The sequence below is a fragment of the Campylobacter sp. BCW_6889 genome (assembly GCF_001762535.1).
Taxonomy (GTDB): Bacteria; Campylobacterota; Campylobacteria; order Campylobacterales; family Campylobacteraceae; genus Campylobacter_D; species Campylobacter_D jejuni.
Window position 1 is genome coordinate 64,272 of sequence record NZ_MJWZ01000007.1, and the last position, 17,931, is coordinate 82,202.

Below are 17,931 nucleotides of genomic sequence, written 5' to 3' on the forward strand. Positions count from 1 at the left end.
GATTTTTCCTATTGTCTTATATTTTGCTCTTTTAAATACCATTCATACATCATCTTAATGCCGTCTTCAAGCTTGATTTTTGCCTTCCAGCCTAATTTTCTAATTCTTTCAGTATTGGTTGTCTTTAACATTGTTCCATCAAGCTTGGAAGAGTCAAAAATGATATCCCCTTTATATCCTATAATGTCTTTTATCAAAAAAGCAACTTCTTTAATTGAGTAATCCTTGCCATCAGCTAGATTCAAGTGAGTATTATGAAAATTTTCATCATATTTTTTCAACATAGAAGCATCAATTTTATCCATTGTAAAAATACATGCATCTGCAACATCATCCACGTAAATAAATTCTCTTCTAGGGTTACCACTTCCAAGCAATGTAACCTTATTCTCATCAATATCAAATTGACTTAAATATTTTAAAACATCTTGTATATTATCCAATCTCAAGCTATTAAACAACTCTTGATGCTTTTGCTCATTTAGCAATTTTCCTAAATAAATTTTTGCAAATATTGCAGGAAAAACATGAGCTGTGGCTAAATTAAAATTATCCCCAGGTCCATAAATACTTGTTGGAACTAAAGTAATAAAATTTGTGCCAAATTGCTGGTTATAAAACTCGCACATTTTATTACCTGTAATTTTAGCAACCGCATAAGGCTCATTAATAAATTGCAATTTTCCCTCAAGCATACTTGTTTCCTTTATCGGCAGTGATGCATCCTGCGGGTAAATACAAAGAGAACTTAAGTAAAGTAATTTTTTACAATCATTCTTATAAGCTTCATGTAGTACAAAAGTTTGCATTATTAAATTTAAATACAAAAAATCAGCTCTTCTCTCTAGCTGTTCCATCATGCCACCCATTTTAGCAGCACAGAAAAAGACATATTCTGGTTTTTCTTTTTTAAAAAAATCGGTTACAGCTTGCTGATTTGTCAAATCAAGTTCAGAATGAGTTCTAAAAATTAAATTTTCATAGCCATCATTTTGTAATTTTTTTAAAATTGAAGAACCGACTAAACCTGTATGTCCTGCTATATAAATTTTAGAATCTTTATTCATTATTTATCCTTATTCATTGCAAGAATATCACGCTCTGAAAGAATAGGAGATTTTGTTGGCCAATCTATAGCGATTCTTTCATCATTCCAAGCATAAGTAAATTGATCAGGAGCATCTAAATATTCGCCCTCATAAGCAAGCTTATAGTAATACACGGCTTCTTTTGAACTTACATAATGAGAATTTCCCATATTTGGCGGCAATAAAATAAGCTGTTGATTTCTAGGGCTTATAATAAATTTCTCCCATTTTAGATAAGTTGGCGAATTTTTTCTGCAATCAACCACAACTTGATGCACTTCTCCATAGACACAAGTTACAAGCTTATAAGTTTTTACATCACCATGAATTCCACGTAAAACATTAAAATGAGAATTTATAAATTTATCATGCTTAAACTTAATTCCATTTGGCACTAAATTACTCAAATATTCATCTGTAAATGCTGTCCATATATCACCCCTTAAATCACTAAATTTATTCGGAGTTATTATATATACCCCGTTCAAAATTTTAGATTCTTCTATGTTAAATTTTATTTCCATTTTTTTCCCTTCTAAATTTGGCATTAAAATTATAAATTCTAAAAATAAAACTAAACGGATGCTTTATAAAAAGTTCTCCCAACCTATAAGAATAATAGTTTTTTATAGCAAATCCTTCTTCTTTATCACTATATGAATCTAAACTTGGTAGTTTATATTTTGAATCAAATTTACAAATCATTCCATATTTAATTTTTATTATTTTATGAAAAATTAAAGTTTGAAATATCTTGAAAAACATTTTAAAGACATTTTTTTTATTATCAATTAAAATCCTACCTAACTTATACGCTAAATGGTTTTTTACTCTTTCTTTAGCACCAATTAATATCGTATCACTTGTGTTATAACTTACAAGAAAAAAATGATATAAAGAATTATACATATCATTATATTCAACACGCTCTTTTGAATTTTTAAAAATATTTTCTAAATAGGAATTATCTATTTTTTTTCCTTTAAACATTTCTCTTAGAAATAGTCCTATATAAGGATATAATATTAGATCTTTAATTTTAAGCAACTTAACAAAAATAAAAGAATATAAAAATTTATTATTATATGCATTAATAAAGAACAAACTATCCTCTAAAAATAAATATGAATATCTTTCCTTGAAAAGTAAATTCAATTCTTTTAGTTTATTCATATCCAATAATAAATTAATATACAATATACTATAAGTTTTACAATTGGGATAAAAAGACATTGCATTAATGAGATGTTTACGTTGAGTAAAATAACTCATCGACAATTTATTAGATAAAAGATATAAATAAAAATATGAAAAAGACTGATACTCTTTTTTAAGACCTTGAAGAGACTTTACACGACTACATATAATCGAATATTGTTCATTTATAGTAAATAAATCATAAATAGAAACTATTGAATTACAATTTCTGCTTATTCTGTAAGCTAGTTGTGAAAAACCAGAAGAACCTGAAGCATAAATACCATTTGAATTAGACATTAAAATCACATCTGAAAAATTCTTATCAAAACCACTTATATGAATATTAATACACTCCGAAGGTAATAAAACAAATCTATTGTTCAAATTGTTAGATTTTGTTTTTATAAGCCTAATTAATTCTAAATCATCGCCAAATATTACTATATTTTTATCTTTTAATGTTTTATTAATTACTTCCAATATGAGACAAAGCTCACTTGCTTTTTTCCTTCCAAAAAAAATATCTTTTCCATTATTATTTAATAATATATCTCCAATTCTAATATGAATAGCATAAAAATTAAAATTAATAGATTTTTCAACTAAAGCTATCAAATTAATAACTTTATTTGAAAATCCTATTTCATTCCAAAAAATTTTCTTTAATAAATTTAAATATTCAATTTTATCTACATCTATACATAAATCCGATAAATCATATTGGGTGCTAATATAGCCATATTCACAAGATTGTTCATATTCATGAATTGTTTTTAAAACATACTTTTTATTTTTCAAAAAAATACCAATCCCATCTTTTGCTATGAAATTAACTTTATCTGTTAGTGAATATTTATGAATAAAATCTTCATTAAAAATATCTTTTTCACTTGGAAAGTCATCAAATGGATTGATCACTTTATCAACATTAAATTTTACTCTTGGCACATTCCAAATATAACCGAATTTTAAATTTACTTTTTTACTTATATATATAGCATTTAACAATGCCAATATTCTCTCACCAAAAGCATCTCCTCTGCATGCAATAATCAATTTATTCATTTTATCTCCAAATAACTTTGCTAGTAGCTATTGAAAAATAGCAACATATTTATTCCTAAATTTGCAATTTTCCTTTATATTTTTTTGAATAAAAATAGAAGTTAAATACTCAGCACAAAAACCTAATTCTCTTTTCTCATGGGTATTTCTTACTTCTAAATCTTCCTTCATTATATCATAAACTAAAAAAATTAGCTCAAATATAAAAGAACAATAGGAAAAAAATAACTCTTTTTTCATTATAAACATATTACAAGGATAATAACTTGTTCCGGAAATGAAATTTTCTACTTCATTTTTATATTTTTCATTATTTTTCAGCAAATAAATTAATAGTTTATATCCAATTGTTAATCTTACATTTTGTTTATGATAAACAATACCAGGATACCAATCTTCAATACATTTATATTTATAAAAATTTAAATTTAACGGAGAATCTAAATAAAATTTTTCCGGAATAATTAGATCAATGTCTTTAATTATATCATATAAGGCATCGTACCTATAATTATAAATATTTTTTATACTCTCTATAAATGGCCATCCATTTTCGTGCAATACTAAATCAGAAATATTATCACTTATAATAAAATGTCTTCTATAATGAGCATAACCTATATAATCAGGATTACCTAATTTATCATAATTTTTCCAAGCCCAATAAATTCCAGTTAATTCATTTAAGTAGCGATTTAAATGTGATATATTATCTCCTGTATCATCTCCTATCATATTTTCACACATCCACTGAAAATCTTCCTTAGACATTTCTCCGTCTTTAGAAGCTTCAGTTGCTAAAGCTCTTCCTAGGTGAATAGGGGTTAAAATATCATCTTTAAGCAACTCAGCTGGTTTATGGTAGCCCACAAGTATTTTGATGCTTGGATTTTGATTTTCTTTTTTTTCTTTCATTGTGACAACTCCTTTATAAATTTTAACACTCTCTCTACAGCCTTATCCATATCATAATATTTATAATCGCCAAGCCTACCTAAAAAATACACATTTGTAAGTTGAGCAGATTCTTTTAAATATTTTTCATATAGCTTTTGATTTTCATCATTAGGTATAGGATAGTATCTTTCGTTCTTACCTTCTTCGTATTCACAAGGAAATTCATAAGAAAGTATGGTTTTAGTAGATTTTTCATCAAGATAATATTTATACTCAACACTTCTTGTAAAATCATAATTTTCAGGGTAGTTTATCTGAGGGCCTGATTGCATATACTCTTTATCAAAAGTTTCAAATACTATATTTAAACTCCTATAAGGTAATCTTCCAAATTTATAGTCAAAAAATTCATCAATCGCTCCTGTATAAAATAATCTTTCGTATTCTATATCTTTTTTTATGTCTTTAAAATCAGTATTTAATTGTACTTTTATCAAAGGATGATTGATGATATTTTCAATCATTTTTGTATAACCATCTTTTGGTATAGCTTGATAAGTATCTACAAAATATCTATCATCACGACTTATATATACAGGAACTCTTGCACTAACTGAAAAATCAAGTTCTTCAGGTTTTACACCCCATTGTTTTACTGTATATCCCAAAAAAACTTTTTTATAAATATACTCGGCTAAAAATTCTAAATCTTTATCGTTTGCATTTTTTAATTCTAAAATAGGAATTTTGGAATTAAAAGTAAATTTACTTACTAATTTTTGTTCAAGCTCTTTAGCTAAATACTCTGGAAAAACTTTGTGCAAAGTATCAAGATTAAATGGGATATTTACCTCTTTGCCATCTATAAAAGCTTTTACTCTATACATAAAATAATGCCATTTTGTAAAACGACTTAGATACTCCCAAACTTCTTTTATACTAGTGTGAAAAACATGAGGTCCGTATTTATGCACAGTTATATTACTCTCTTGATCTTTATAATCATAAATATTTCCGCCAATATGTTCTCTTTTGTCTACAATTAAAACTTCTTGTCCTTTACTAGCTAAACGCTCAGCTAAAATCGCCCCACTAAGCCCACAACCTACAATTAAATTTTTTACTTTTTTCATTTTAATACTTTCTATTATTTTCCCAATCCCAAGCACTTTTAATTATATCTTTAATATCAGTATATTTTGCTTTCCAAGATAAGATTTCTTTTGCTTTTTTATTATCTGCGTATAATCTTGCAGGATCCCCATCCCTTCTTGGTGTATAATTTATAGGGCACTTTTTACCACTTACAATTTCAGCTGCACTGATGATTTCTTTTACACTTGTACCTATTCCGGTACCAAGATTTATACAACCGCTAAATTTATGTAAATTTTCCAAGGCTAAACGATGAGCCAATGCTAAATCTTCTACATGAATATAATCTCTTATACAAGTTCCATCTTCGGTATCATAATCATTTCCAAAAATATTTATAGCAGGAATTTCTCCTTTTATAGCCTTTAAAACTAAAGGAATTAAATGAGTTTCAGGTTCATGACTTTCTCCGATAAGTCCATCCTTACTTGCACCTGCTGCATTAAAATATCTTAAAGAAATATGCCTTAAACCATAAGCTTTTTCATAGTCAGCAAAAACTTGTTCTATCATAAGCTTAGTTCTTCCATAAGCATTAATAGGATTTTGAGGATGTTTTTCATCAATTGGAGTATATTGTGGTTCTCCGTAAGTTGCACAAGTACTTGAAAATACTATATCCTTAACATTATTTTCAAGCATTGCATTTAAAAGATTTATAGTTCCTACTACATTATTTTGATAATATTTTGCAGGATTTATAACACTTTCTCCTACATAAGCAAAAGCTGCAAAATGCACCACTGCGTCTATTTTTTCTTGCTTGAAAACATTGGTTAAAGAAAAGGTATCTAGTAAATCTGCATGAATAAATTTAGCTCTTTTGTCTATAGCTTGTTTGTGTCCATAAATAAGATTATCCATGACAATACAATTATAATTATTATCTAGTAAATGTTTTAAGGTATGTGAGCCTATATATCCTGCACCACCTACAACTAAAATATTCTTCATCTACCTACACCTTGATACTCAAAACCTAACTTTATAGCTTCATTTTTATCAAGTAAATTTCTTAAATCAATAATTTTTTTATGATTTAACAAATCATAAGCTTTTTTCAAATCAAGACTTGAAAATTCTTTCCATTCTGTTAATATAGCTATCGCATCAGCATCTTTTATAGCTTCATACATGGAATTAGCATAATCAATCCTATCTCCTAAAATTTGCTTAGCTAAATCCATAGCCTTTGGATCATAAGCGCAAATTTGAACTTTTTGTTCCAAAAGCTTAAAAACAATATCTACAGCGGGACTTTCTCTACAATCATCAGTGCCATCTTTAAAAGCAAGGCCAAGTACGGCTATTTTTGGATTTTTGATATCTTTAATGCTATTTAAAATTCTTTCACTCATGTGATTTTTACGCTCTTCATTGCCTTTAATAGCTGCATTGATTAAAGTTAAATCGATATCATTTTGCTTACCCATAAAAGCCATAGCTAAAGTATCTTTTGGAAAACATGAACCTCCATATCCAGGCCCAGGATTTAAAAAGCGATTTCCTATCCTAGTATCAAGTCCCATACCTCTAGCCACTTCTAAAATATCAGCTCCAGCTTTTTCACAAAAATTTGCCATTTCATTAATATAATGAATTTTAATAGCCAAAAATGCATTTGAGGCGTATTTAATAGTTTCTGAAGAACGGCGATTTACAAAAAGCAACTCACTTTTTCCTTTAAAAGGCTCATAAAGCTTTTCTATCACTGCTTTTGCTCTTTGTGAATTTGTTCCTACTATAATTCTGTCTGGATTGAAAAAATCATATACTGCAAAACCTTCTCTTAAAAATTCAGGCAAAGAAAGAACATCAAACTCTGCATTTGGATTTTTCTTGCTAATTAAACTTTCTATATCATCGCCTGTGCCAACAGGAACAGTGGATTTTGTAGCAATTACTGTATAACCTGTTAAATAATCCGCTAACTCAGTCGCAGCTGCATGAATATACTTCATATCTGCTTCTTTTGTAACTGGGTGCGGTGGAGTTCCTACTGCTATGATCACTAAATCTGCATCTTTAATACCTTCTTTCATAGAAGTTGTAAATTTTAAACGACCTTCTTTTACATTTTTATGAAAAAGATCTTCAAGATTATCCTCATAAATTGTTAAAATTCCATTATTTAAGGTATCAATTTTTGATTTTTCTCTATCTATACAAATAACATCATTTCCAAGTTCTGCTAGACCAACACCTGTTGGAAGTCCAACATAACCTGTTCCTATAATTCCTATTTTCATATATTTTATCCTTTAAATTCTGTAATTTTTTCTTTAAAATACTTTATAGTTTTTTCTAAACCTTCATCTAAATTTATCTTTGGCTCCCAATTAAATTTAGCTTTAGCTAAAGAAATATCAGGTCTTCTTTGAGTTGGATCATCTAATGGCAAATCTTTATAAATAATCTTTGATTTAGAACCTGTTTTTTCTATAATTTTTTGTGCTAATTCTTTTATAGTAAATTCACCAGGATTGCCAGTATTTATAGGCCCTTGAAAATCTTTTGAAGAATTCATCACTTTAATAATAATATCAATCAAATCATCAACATAACAAAAAGAACGCGTTTGCGAACCATCTCCATAAATTGTGATATCTTTTCCGATTAAAGCTTGACATATAAAATTACTTACAACCCTGCCATCATTTGGATCCATATTTTCTCCATAGGTATTAAAAATTCTTATTATTTTAATATCCACACCTTCGTGTCTATGATAATCAAAAAACAAACTTTCAGCACATCTTTTCCCTTCATCATAGCAAGCGCGAATTCCTATAGAATTTACATTACCTCTATATTCTTCGTTTTGTGGATGAACGAGTGGATCTCCATAAACCTCTGAAGTTGAAGCTTGCAAAATCGTTGCATTATGCTCTTTTGCAAGTTCAAGCATATTTATAGCGCCATACACACTTGTTTTTGTTGTTTTTATGGCGTGTTTTCCTTGATAAGCAGGCGGAGAAGCTGGACAAGCAAAATTATAAATTTGATCAAGCTTTTGTGTGATTTTTAGTGGCTCACAAATATCATGCTCTATAAAAGTAAAATTCTCATTTTCTAAAAGTTCTTTGATATTTTCCATTCTACCTGTATAGTTATTATCTACACAAATAATTTTATTGCCTTCACTAAGCAGTCTTTTACATAAATTAGAACCTAAAAATCCCGTTCCCCCAGTGATTAAAATAACTCTCATTATAAATACTTTCTTAATTTCAATAAAAGTTATTATTATAATTCAAACTAGCTTATATTAAAATAATTTTTAAAAATTTCCCTAAACGATAAGAATAATGTTTTTTGATTTTTCTACTTTCTAGATCTTCACCAGAAGAAGAAAAAACAATAAAAGGGTAATTTTTGATTGTTTCTTGAAACAACTCTTGTTCTTTTTGAATATTTAATATCATTTTTTTAGCATTTAAAACAATTTTTATTAAACCTCTTAAACTTCTATAGTTAGATAAAACAAATTGCCCTAAACGATAAGACAATTGATATTTAAGACATTCTGCTCCACTTAAATGAAATTTTTCAAAATAATCTTTTAATTCTTGCAGTTTATTTTTAAGTAACAACGGATCTTTATCTATAAAAAAAATAATCAAAGTTCTATCAAGCAAAGTAGGCAAAAATGTTTGTTCGACGAGGATTGATATTTCATTATTTGAATTATATTTTAAAACTTTTATCAATTCCAAACAAGTAAAAATCCAATTCATAGACATTTGGTACCTTTTCAATTCATAGGTATTTTTATCAAATTCTATATATAAAGCATACAAATAAGAGTTAGTATTTATGCTATATTGTTTTTGATTGCTTATACTGCTTTCTCTAAAACGATATATATACTTTTTCTCAGGATATATATATATATTATCAGTCATAGAAAAAAGTGCTATACCAAAATGATGATCTTCATGGATGATCTGATTGATAAATTTAATATTAATTTTTTGCAAAAAAGTAAAGTCAATCATTCCTTGCCAAGCATACCAAAATAAATAATTACCTATTTCTCTAGTCCTTTTTAACCATTGCAAAGGAGTAATGATTTGTTCTTTTGCGTAATTATAAATTTCCATTTGAGTTGCTTTATTTTTATTTAAAAACTTATAATCAAACCAAAGAACATCAACCCCATTCATTCTTTTTGCACACTCTTCTATACAATCAAGTTCCCAATAATCATCAGAATCTAAAAAGATAATATAATCTATACTAGGATAAATAAAATCAGCTAAATCTTTAGTAGCATGAAAAGCTTTATAACTTTTATACACTGTATAAATTTCATAGGGATTATTACCTTCTATATTAAATTCGATTAAAGAATTTTTTTCTAAAATTTGAGTTTTATTTTTAAGTATATATTCTCCACTAAAATACTCTATGCCGACATTTTTAGCAGAACTATGACCACCATTTTTTTTATCAAAAAGTATAAATCTTTCATCTTTTAAAGTATATTCTTTAGCTATATTAAATGAGTTTTCATCTGTGCTACCATCATTTACAAGTATAACTTGTAAATTTTTATAAGTTTGATTAATAACACTATCTAAACATTCTTTTAGGTACTTTTCTACATTATAGATTGGGATAACTACACCTACTGTTTTATTCATCTTTTACCTAAAATATTTTCTTTTTATTCTAAAAATCTTTTTTTTTATACTATAAAAAACACTATTATATTTTTTATAGTATTTGCTAGGATCTTGAATAATGCAAGAAATTTCAGATATTTCACTAGCTTTAAACACTGTTTTATCTAACTTATCATAAATAAGTGAAAAATCTTGCGAAAATTTATATAAAAATTCTAACTTATACTTATCATCAATACGCCTTAAATTCCATAAATACATTTTAAATTTAAAATAATAAAAAACATCTTGCAATCTACTTTTAAGCTCTAAATTTTTATCAAGAAACTTATCTAAAAACTCAAACTCATCACAAACGCAATATATTTTATCCTTACTCTTAACTGAAGCATGTTCATTATCTTGTCTATAAAAATAAAACCCTTCTTTATAGAAATAAATACTTGAAGCCAAACTTAAAATTTGAAACCATAATCCTATATCTTGATAAGAAGCTCCTTGTGTTTCATTTGCTCTTATATCATATTTTTTTATAAAATCCATTTTATAAAGACTAGATTGATTCATATTCCAAGAATTTATAATAATACTTGGATTTAAATACGAATTAGTTTTTTTATTATACAAAGTTTGATCATAACATATAGAGAGGTTTTTAAAAACTCTTTGGCTTCTTTTATCTTTAAAGCCAATAAAATCAGATTTAACTACTTGGCAATCTTGATTGCGGGCTAATCTATAAAGTTTTTCACACATATCTATTTTTATATAATCATCACTTTCAACTATTGTAAAATATTCTCCTTTAGCTTCTTTTAATCCTAGATTAATTTGATAACCCAGACTCTTTTTTTTTGAAAAAATAATTTTAATTCTACTATCTTGCTTTTCATATGATTTTAATATATCTATAGTTCCATCAATTGAATACGCATCTATACATAAAATTTCAATCTCTTTTAAACTTTGAAAAATCACACTGTCTAAACATTCTTTGATATATTTAGCCGAATTATAAGAAGGGATAATAACAGAAATTTTAGGTTTAACTAAACATTTATACATTTGCATTCTTTTTAGCTCTCAAATCCTCAAAAAACCCCTTAGGATTAAAAAACAATTTTCTTGCCAAACGATAAAATTTAGTATGTGAAATCATAGCGCCAAGATACTCTAAACCTAAAATTTTCATCAAAAATGAAAAAGGTCTTATGCTTCTAAGCTCATACAAATAAGGTTTATAAACAAAAGATCTTAAAGGATAAAAGCTTTTATCATATTTTTGCGCCATCAGCATTTTTTCTTTATCAATAATGATTTGATAAAAAATTCCATCATGCTCAAAACTATAAAGCTCGTTAATCAAATAATAAAGCATTTCATACAAATCATGCTCATCGTCATTGTTTTGACTTAAAAAATCCAAGATAACTTTTTTTTCATTCTTCTTTAAAGTTAAAAAATATTTTTTCATTTGATAAAGTTTTTGCTCGCTTAAATTTAAATCTTGTTTATAATCTAAATCTAAATTTTTTCCAAAAAACCAAGAATGAGGTAAAATTCCTTTTTGAAAATAAAAAATATCACAATAATCTATACCATCAATTTCTTCTTTTATACTTGCATCCAAAAATATTTTAGTGATTTTTTCTTGTTGCAAAAAATCCAACAAAGGTTCATATTTTAACTCTTTAGCTATAAAAAAATCACTTATATTTTTATAAATGATTTCTCCCACATAAACACTAATATCCTTAAAATCATAATTTTGATCTTTAAAAAGCATTAAAACTTTTTCACCTTTAGCTTTAAAAACCTGCAAAGGTTTTAAATCGTGTTTTTTGATATTTTTTAAATGCTTATAAAAAAGCCGATGATTCTTATCTTTATTTTGCATATAAGCGTTTTGATTGGGTTCTATATGATAAAAATGATACATATAAATTCCATAAAAACAAGCCTCATAACCAAGTAATGAAAACCAAGATCTAAAACCTTTAAAGTCAAAAAAATTCCAATTTCTAGCATCATAACTTAAATTAGCAGGCATTTTTTCAAAACTCACACAAGTTTTTAAAATTCTAGCAAAAAGATCAAAATCTTCATAACCATGCCCGATAAAATTTTCATCATTTCCGCCCAATCTTAAAAACTGATGTTTATTTATCACGATACTTGAAGTAGAACTTGGGGAAAAAAATTTTACCCAAGTATTTTTTGCCGTAAATAAATCCTCTTGTATTAAAATATCCCAAAATTTATCATCGTATTGTTTTAATTTTTCATTAGCTTCTTTACTAAGATACACTACGGGTAAAACTATCAAAGCATTGATATTTTGAGAAATATTTTTAATTTGAATTAGTTTTAAAATTTTTTCAAAATTATCTAAAGAAATATAACAATCCACATCCAAAAATAAAAGAACATTTGAATGCGCATAACTTGCTCCTAAATTCCTACATCTTCCTTGAGAAAAAGCTTTTTGATCCATATCTTTAAGATAAATATGATGGTTTGTTTGGATAAAATTTTTAAGCTCATGATCTTTAGATGAATATCCTTCAACAAAAATAAATTCTATATTCTCATCACTTTGAAAATATTTCGCCTTTTTAACAACCCTTTCTTCTATATAGGAACGCTCTTTACTTAAACCAAAAGGAATAATGACCGATAATAAAGGCATAATTTACACATTTCCTATGGCATAAAGCTGGATAATACCTACAACTTTTTCTTCTTTCCCTACTATAATTTCTTTGATTTTATGTTTTAACATGATCTCTTCTGCTTCACTTGCCATAGCATCAACATCAACTACTTTAGGATTTGTACTCATGATTTCTTTAGCCTTAAAATCAAATCTTGGTTTATTGCTTGTCTTTAAAGCACGACGCAAATCCCCATCAGTGATGATACCAACCAATTTTTCATTTTCAAGCACTACGCAAAGCCCCAGCTTTCCGCTAGTCATCACATCAACAAGATCATTAAATTCAGTATCAGGATGCACTATAGGAAGATTACTTGAAACCATAAGATCTTTTACCTTGGTTAAAAGCTTACGCCCCAAACTTCCCCCTGGATGAAAAAGAGCAAAATCATCAGGCTTGAAATTTCTTATCTTCATCAAAGCAGCCGCTAAAGCATCCCCCATAACCAAAGTTGCCGTTGTCGAAGACATAGGAGCAAGCTGTAAAGGACAAGCTTCCTTTTCCACAGCTATATTTAAAAATATATCACCTTGCTTTACAAGGGTGGAATTTTTTTTACCGCACATTACTATAAGTGGAATTTTACGCTTTTTTATAGCTGGAATGATTTTTAAAATTTCTTCAGTTTCTCCTGAATTTGAAATAGTAATTAAAACATCTTCGGAAGTTAACATTCCAAGATCTCCATGCAAAGCCTCTCCTGGATGGATGAAAAAGCTTGGCGTTCCTGTACTTGCTAAAGTAGCTGCTATCTTAGCACCTATATGGCCTGATTTACCCATTCCACTGACTATGCAACGCCCTTTAGTATTTAACATCAAATTTATAGCTTGATTGAAATTTTCATCTAAATTTTTAGACAAATCCAAAATAGCTTGTGCTTCTTTTTCAAAGACTTCTTTGGCTATTTCAAGAGTATTCATTTTTAAACCTTAAAGATTAAGCACAACATTGGTTGCGATAGCAATTTGATAAAGAATTTGAGTTAACATTGAAAAAATTTGCAAATTCTCACTATCCACTTTTGGCAATACCAACACAGAATCGCCTGGTTTCATATCTATACCACTATGATATTTTTCAGCTTTTCCATTGCTTCGTATCACCAAAACTTTTGAAGTATCCGCTCTTTCTCCATAACCTCCTGCAAGATTGATATAATATCTTAAATCTTTACCCTTATCATACACAAAAGCCCCAGGTAAAGAAACCTCGCCTTGAACTATAATGAGATTATTCTTACTTGGTACATTAATAGTATCACCATCTTCTAAAATAACCGAATTATAAGATTTTGGATTATCGATGACAATTTGGCCTTTTGGTTGCACTTGCTTAGCTCTTTGGATAAATTCTAAAATCGTTTTTGCTTGTTGAGCTCTTATAGCTGCACCTTGAGATGTAACAGAACTACTAGTTAAAGCTAGAGTTTCAAGCTCTTTAAGCTGAGCATTGATAAGTTCTTTTTGAGTTCTAGCTACACTTTTTCTAAACACTTGTAAAGCTTGCATGTTTGATTGCGGATTAGCCTTGATTAGTTTAGAAATATCTTCTAAAGTCGTTCCTTTACCCACAACCAAAGTTTTTAAACCATTATGCTCACCATTTACACTTATAGTTATATTTTCAGAAACATACTCAGGGTGAAATTCTACTTCATCTCCCGTTCTAAGCAAAACTTTTGAAAATTGCATTTTATTATAAGCACTGACATCAAGTTTATGATCTTCACCATAACTTTTTACGATAGCATTAGTTACAATAGGTTTAGCGCCTGATACTCTAGCTAAGTCAGCTAAAGTTTTAATATCATTTGAAAGTTCAAAACGAAAAGGTCTTTGCACATCACCGTTAACAAAAGCGTAATTTTGAACATTTCCTACCAAAATAACATCTCCACTTCTAAAAGGAAAAAGATCCATTTGCCCCTTTAGTAAAAAATCATATAAATCGATATTTTTTATCACGCTATTATTGCGCAAAATTTGAATATCTCTAAAACTTCCATATTCTAAATTTATACCCCCTGCTTTATCAAGATACTGGATCACTGAATCCGAACTAAGTCCTTGATAAAGTCCTGGAGCATTAACACTTCCTGTTACAAAAACACTGACATTTTGATAAGCATTCATATCTGCATAAACAAAAACATTGCTTTTATAGATTTTATTAACACGCGCTTTTATAACACCTACAAGAGCACTATTTTTCACACCTAATAAATTTACAGCTCCTACTTTAGGGATAAAAATATTTCCTTGAGAATCCACCACTAAAACTTGCGAAAACTCAACAGCTCCCCAAATTTTAAGACTAATTTGATCGCCAACTGCGATCTTATAATCTGGGTTATAAACTCTTTGATTGTAATTTTTAAAATTTCCATTAAAAAGATGAGCACCAAATACTAAAATTTGATGAATTTTTGTAAAATTATTTTCTTTATTTGCTATATCATAATTTGAGTTTAAATTTTGATCTATGCTAGTTGTAGTAGAATCTTGATCCTCTGCTGAAATGATTTGTGAAACATCCACAGCTCCAAAACATAAAATACAACTAAAAAATAAAATTAATATTTTTTTCATTTTAATACTTATGCTCCTCTATTATCATTTTAATAAATTTAACAATCCCAAAAATCAAAGATAATACAATAAATGCTGTTAAAATATCATAAATTCTTTCAGGATATTTTGCGCTTTCTGGAACATCTGGACTTTGAATGATGACAAGTTGTTTTATTTTTCTTAATGCTTCTATTCTAGCACTTTCATAAGCTTTTAAAGCTGCTTCATAAGCTTTTTGCGCAAAAGTAGCTTCTATAGTTAAATCCTGAAATTTAGCAGCCAAATCATTAAGCTTTTGAGAAGAATTGTTAGCTGAAATTTTAGATTTTTCCCTTAAAAGCTGTTTTTTAATCGCTTCAATTTCTGCTTTAAGTGCTACTACTTCAGGTGCTGCATCATTCATATAGCTTTGTAAAGTTAAAAGTTTAGCTTCTTTTTGAGCTAGATTAGCCTCAATTTGCGCAACCAAACTTGCTTTAGTTTCAGCTTGCTTTAAAGGGTCAAAAACTCCATATTTATTTTGAAAAGCAATCAAATCATTTTGTGCTTTTTGATATCGTTCTTTGTATTTTTGTACTTCATTTTCAGCAAAAGCCATTTGCTCTCTAGCTGCTTTATGAGAGATTTCGTTGATAAACTTTTCGCTTTCTTGCATAATAGTTTGAGCAATCAAATGAGCTGATTTAGGTGTAAAACCCTCTACTTCAACTTTTAAAAGTTTAGTGGTTTCATCCGTATGAACCTTAACTCTTGCTTGGTAGTATTTAAGATAAGATTCTATCGAGCTTGAATCCCAAATTTTAAAAGGTAAATCTATATGTTGTTCTTGATAAAGATTTTTAAGTTTGATTTTTTCATCCAAAATCTTTAACATATCACTTGATTCTATATAACCTTTTAGATAATTTAAATCTTCGCTTGCTGTAGAAGTACTACTAAGCAAAGACAAGATTCCACTTGTTTGAACACTTTCTCCACTTGTTGATCTAACATCTAAAATCATCGTGCTTACATATCTTGGTGCTGCAATCAATGTATAATAAATCACAACAAAAATCATTATAAACCAAACAATTTTAAAAGAATCAAATATACTTAAATCTTTGATTTTTTCTAATAAAGTTTTATTTTCTTCCATTAAGCTTTTCCTTGATATACAGCTATTCCTTCGTCTATATCATCATAAACCGTAATTTGTCCATTTTTCATATAAATTATTTTATCACACCATTCTTTAATTTCAGCTACATTATGAGATACTATAATCACTTTTGATTTGCTTAATCTTTCTTTATATAATTTCACACTTTTTTCCCTAAAAGCAGGATCTCCAACAGCTCCTGCTTCATCAATTAAATAATAATCAAAATCAAAAGCCATACTAAGTCCAAAAGCTATCCTAGCACTCATTCCCGAAGAATAAGTCTTCATAGGCTCATCAAAAAATTTCCCAAGTTCTGCAAAATCTTCTACGAATTTTACTTTTTCTTGAAGTTCTTTACCCTTATATCCATACACTCTAGCTACAAATTTAGCATTATCTCTAGCAGTTAAAGAACCTTGAAAAGCCCCATTTAATCCCAAAGGCCAAGATAATTTTTTATTAGTAATTATCTTGCCACTATCAGGAAGCTCTGCCCCGCTTAGAAGTCTCATGAGAGTGGACTTACCTGCACCATTGCCCCCCATCAATCCTATACTACAATTTTCAGGAAATTCAAAAGTAAAATTTTTAAAAACATAATGCCTTCCACCGCTAAATAGAGGATAAGATTTTGTTAGATTAATTAGTTTTATCATTCTTTTTTTGCCGCCGTTAAAGCTTGTCTATTATAGTAATAGACAAAAAGTCCTATAAATAAAACAAGTAAAATCCAAAATATAGCATAAAAATAACTATATTCATCTTGCAAAGGATAATTCTCAAAGAAATTAAATCTTAAAAGTTCAAAAATATGAAGTAAGGGATTATAATATAGTATATCAAGTAAAGGACGAGGGGTTAACCAAGTAGGAAGTATAATACCTGAAGTCCAATAAACTAATATACTAAAATAAATAAGCAAAGCTCTTAAAGATTCTACAAAATGCCAAATAATAGCAAAACAAATCCCCAAAGCAAAAGCTGAACACATAAGTAAAAAAATGCAAAATAGAACCCCAAGCAAATGAACAGGGAATACATTAAACCTAAAAAACCACCCTGCAAAAAAAAGTACAGTGATAAAAATCACAAAATAAATACAAAATTCAAGCAAAGTTCTAGCAATAAATACATGTATAGGCTTTACAGGTTTATAAGCAAAAAGAGCCAAATTTGCTTGAGTACCATTCATAATTTGGGTTACTATACTTCTAAACATAAAAAAAGGCATAATACCTGAAACTACAAACATAAAAATAGAAATTCCCTCAGGCATAACTTGATGATTATATTCTCTTATGATAGTGACAATTACTGTGATGGCAAGTATTATTGACATTGGTTCTCCAACTACCCAAAGATAACCCAAATGCCTATTAGCACCAAATCTAGTTTTTAATTCTCTAAAAAATAAAGCGTGAATTACATTGAACATTTATTTTCTATACCTAACAATTTACATAA

16 protein-coding genes are annotated in these 17,931 nt (G+C 28.1%); all 16 read right to left on the reverse strand.

Annotation, left to right across the window (positions count from 1 at the left end; genetic code table 11):
• Nucleotides 1–8: 8 nt before the first annotated feature.
• From AJ939_RS00875 to AJ939_RS00950, 16 genes are read right to left on the reverse strand one after another with little or no spacing between them, the layout of a single operon-like run.
• Nucleotides 9–1,067, reverse strand: coding sequence for a GDP-L-fucose synthase family protein (locus tag AJ939_RS00875; protein WP_002912519.1), 1,059 nt, complete (start codon nt 1,065–1,067; stop codon nt 9–11).
• Nucleotides 1,067–1,612, reverse strand: a complete 546-nt coding sequence (locus tag AJ939_RS00880; protein WP_070275991.1) for a dTDP-4-dehydrorhamnose 3,5-epimerase family protein — start codon at nt 1,610–1,612, stop codon at nt 1,067–1,069. The genes AJ939_RS00875 and AJ939_RS00880 overlap by 1 nt, the downstream gene beginning before the upstream one ends.
• A complete protein-coding gene (locus tag AJ939_RS00885) occupies nt 1,596–3,353 on the reverse strand; it encodes a hypothetical protein (RefSeq protein ID WP_070275992.1) in 1,758 nt (585 codons plus the stop codon). The genes AJ939_RS00880 and AJ939_RS00885 overlap by 17 nt, the downstream gene beginning before the upstream one ends.
• A gap of 27 nt (nt 3,354–3,380) precedes the next feature.
• Nucleotides 3,381–4,268 (reverse strand): DUF4422 domain-containing protein, encoded by an 888-nt coding sequence (locus AJ939_RS00890; RefSeq protein WP_070275993.1) that lies wholly within the window; start codon nt 4,266–4,268, stop codon nt 3,381–3,383.
• Nucleotides 4,265–5,383, reverse strand: a complete 1,119-nt coding sequence (gene glf / locus AJ939_RS00895; protein WP_070275994.1) for a UDP-galactopyranose mutase — start codon at nt 5,381–5,383, stop codon at nt 4,265–4,267. Before glf ends, AJ939_RS00890 begins: the two co-directional genes overlap by 4 nt.
• Before the next feature lies 1 nt (nt 5,384).
• Complete coding sequence (gene galE / locus AJ939_RS00900; protein WP_070275995.1) at nt 5,385–6,359, reverse strand: UDP-glucose 4-epimerase GalE; 975 nt, start codon at nt 6,357–6,359, stop codon at nt 5,385–5,387.
• The gene (locus tag AJ939_RS00905) at nt 6,356–7,654 is read right to left on the reverse strand and encodes a UDP-glucose dehydrogenase family protein (protein WP_070275996.1); all 1,299 of its coding nucleotides are present in this window, start codon (nt 7,652–7,654) and stop codon (nt 6,356–6,358) included. Before AJ939_RS00905 ends, galE begins: the two co-directional genes overlap by 4 nt.
• A 5-nt stretch (nt 7,655–7,659) precedes the next feature.
• A complete protein-coding gene (locus AJ939_RS00910; RefSeq protein ID WP_070275997.1) occupies nt 7,660–8,616 on the reverse strand; it encodes a UDP-glucuronic acid decarboxylase family protein in 957 nt (318 codons plus the stop codon).
• 52 nt (nt 8,617–8,668) lie between these two features.
• Entirely contained in the window at nt 8,669–10,051 is a 1,383-nt protein-coding gene (locus tag AJ939_RS00915; protein ID WP_070275998.1) for a glycosyltransferase family 2 protein, read from the reverse strand.
• A 3-nt stretch (nt 10,052–10,054) separates the two neighbouring features.
• Nucleotides 10,055–11,098: a glycosyltransferase family 2 protein gene (locus AJ939_RS00920; protein WP_052776619.1), complete on the reverse strand. Its 1,044-nt coding sequence runs from the start codon at nt 11,096–11,098 to the stop codon at nt 10,055–10,057.
• On the reverse strand, nt 11,091–12,722 hold the full coding sequence (locus AJ939_RS00925) for a glycosyltransferase (protein ID WP_070275999.1): 1,632 nt from the start codon (nt 12,720–12,722) through the stop codon (nt 11,091–11,093). The genes AJ939_RS00920 and AJ939_RS00925 overlap by 8 nt, the downstream gene beginning before the upstream one ends.
• 3 nt (nt 12,723–12,725) lie before the next feature.
• On the reverse strand, nt 12,726–13,673 hold the full coding sequence (locus AJ939_RS00930; RefSeq protein ID WP_070276000.1) for an SIS domain-containing protein: 948 nt from the start codon (nt 13,671–13,673) through the stop codon (nt 12,726–12,728).
• Nucleotides 13,674–13,682: 9 nt separating this feature from the next.
• Nucleotides 13,683–15,341 (reverse strand): polysaccharide biosynthesis/export family protein, encoded by a 1,659-nt coding sequence (locus tag AJ939_RS00935; protein ID WP_070276001.1) that lies wholly within the window; start codon nt 15,339–15,341, stop codon nt 13,683–13,685.
• A gap of 1 nt (nt 15,342) precedes the next feature.
• Nucleotides 15,343–16,461 carry a capsule biosynthesis protein gene (locus tag AJ939_RS00940; protein ID WP_052776623.1) on the reverse strand — a complete coding sequence of 373 codons (1,119 nt, stop codon included), beginning with the start codon at nt 16,459–16,461 and terminating at the stop codon, nt 15,343–15,345.
• Complete coding sequence (locus AJ939_RS00945; protein ID WP_052776624.1) at nt 16,461–17,123, reverse strand: ABC transporter ATP-binding protein; 663 nt, start codon at nt 17,121–17,123, stop codon at nt 16,461–16,463. The genes AJ939_RS00940 and AJ939_RS00945 overlap by 1 nt, the downstream gene beginning before the upstream one ends.
• On the reverse strand, nt 17,120–17,902 hold the full coding sequence (locus tag AJ939_RS00950) for an ABC transporter permease (protein WP_070276002.1): 783 nt from the start codon (nt 17,900–17,902) through the stop codon (nt 17,120–17,122). Before AJ939_RS00950 ends, AJ939_RS00945 begins: the two co-directional genes overlap by 4 nt.
• Nucleotides 17,903–17,931 lie beyond the last annotated feature (29 nt).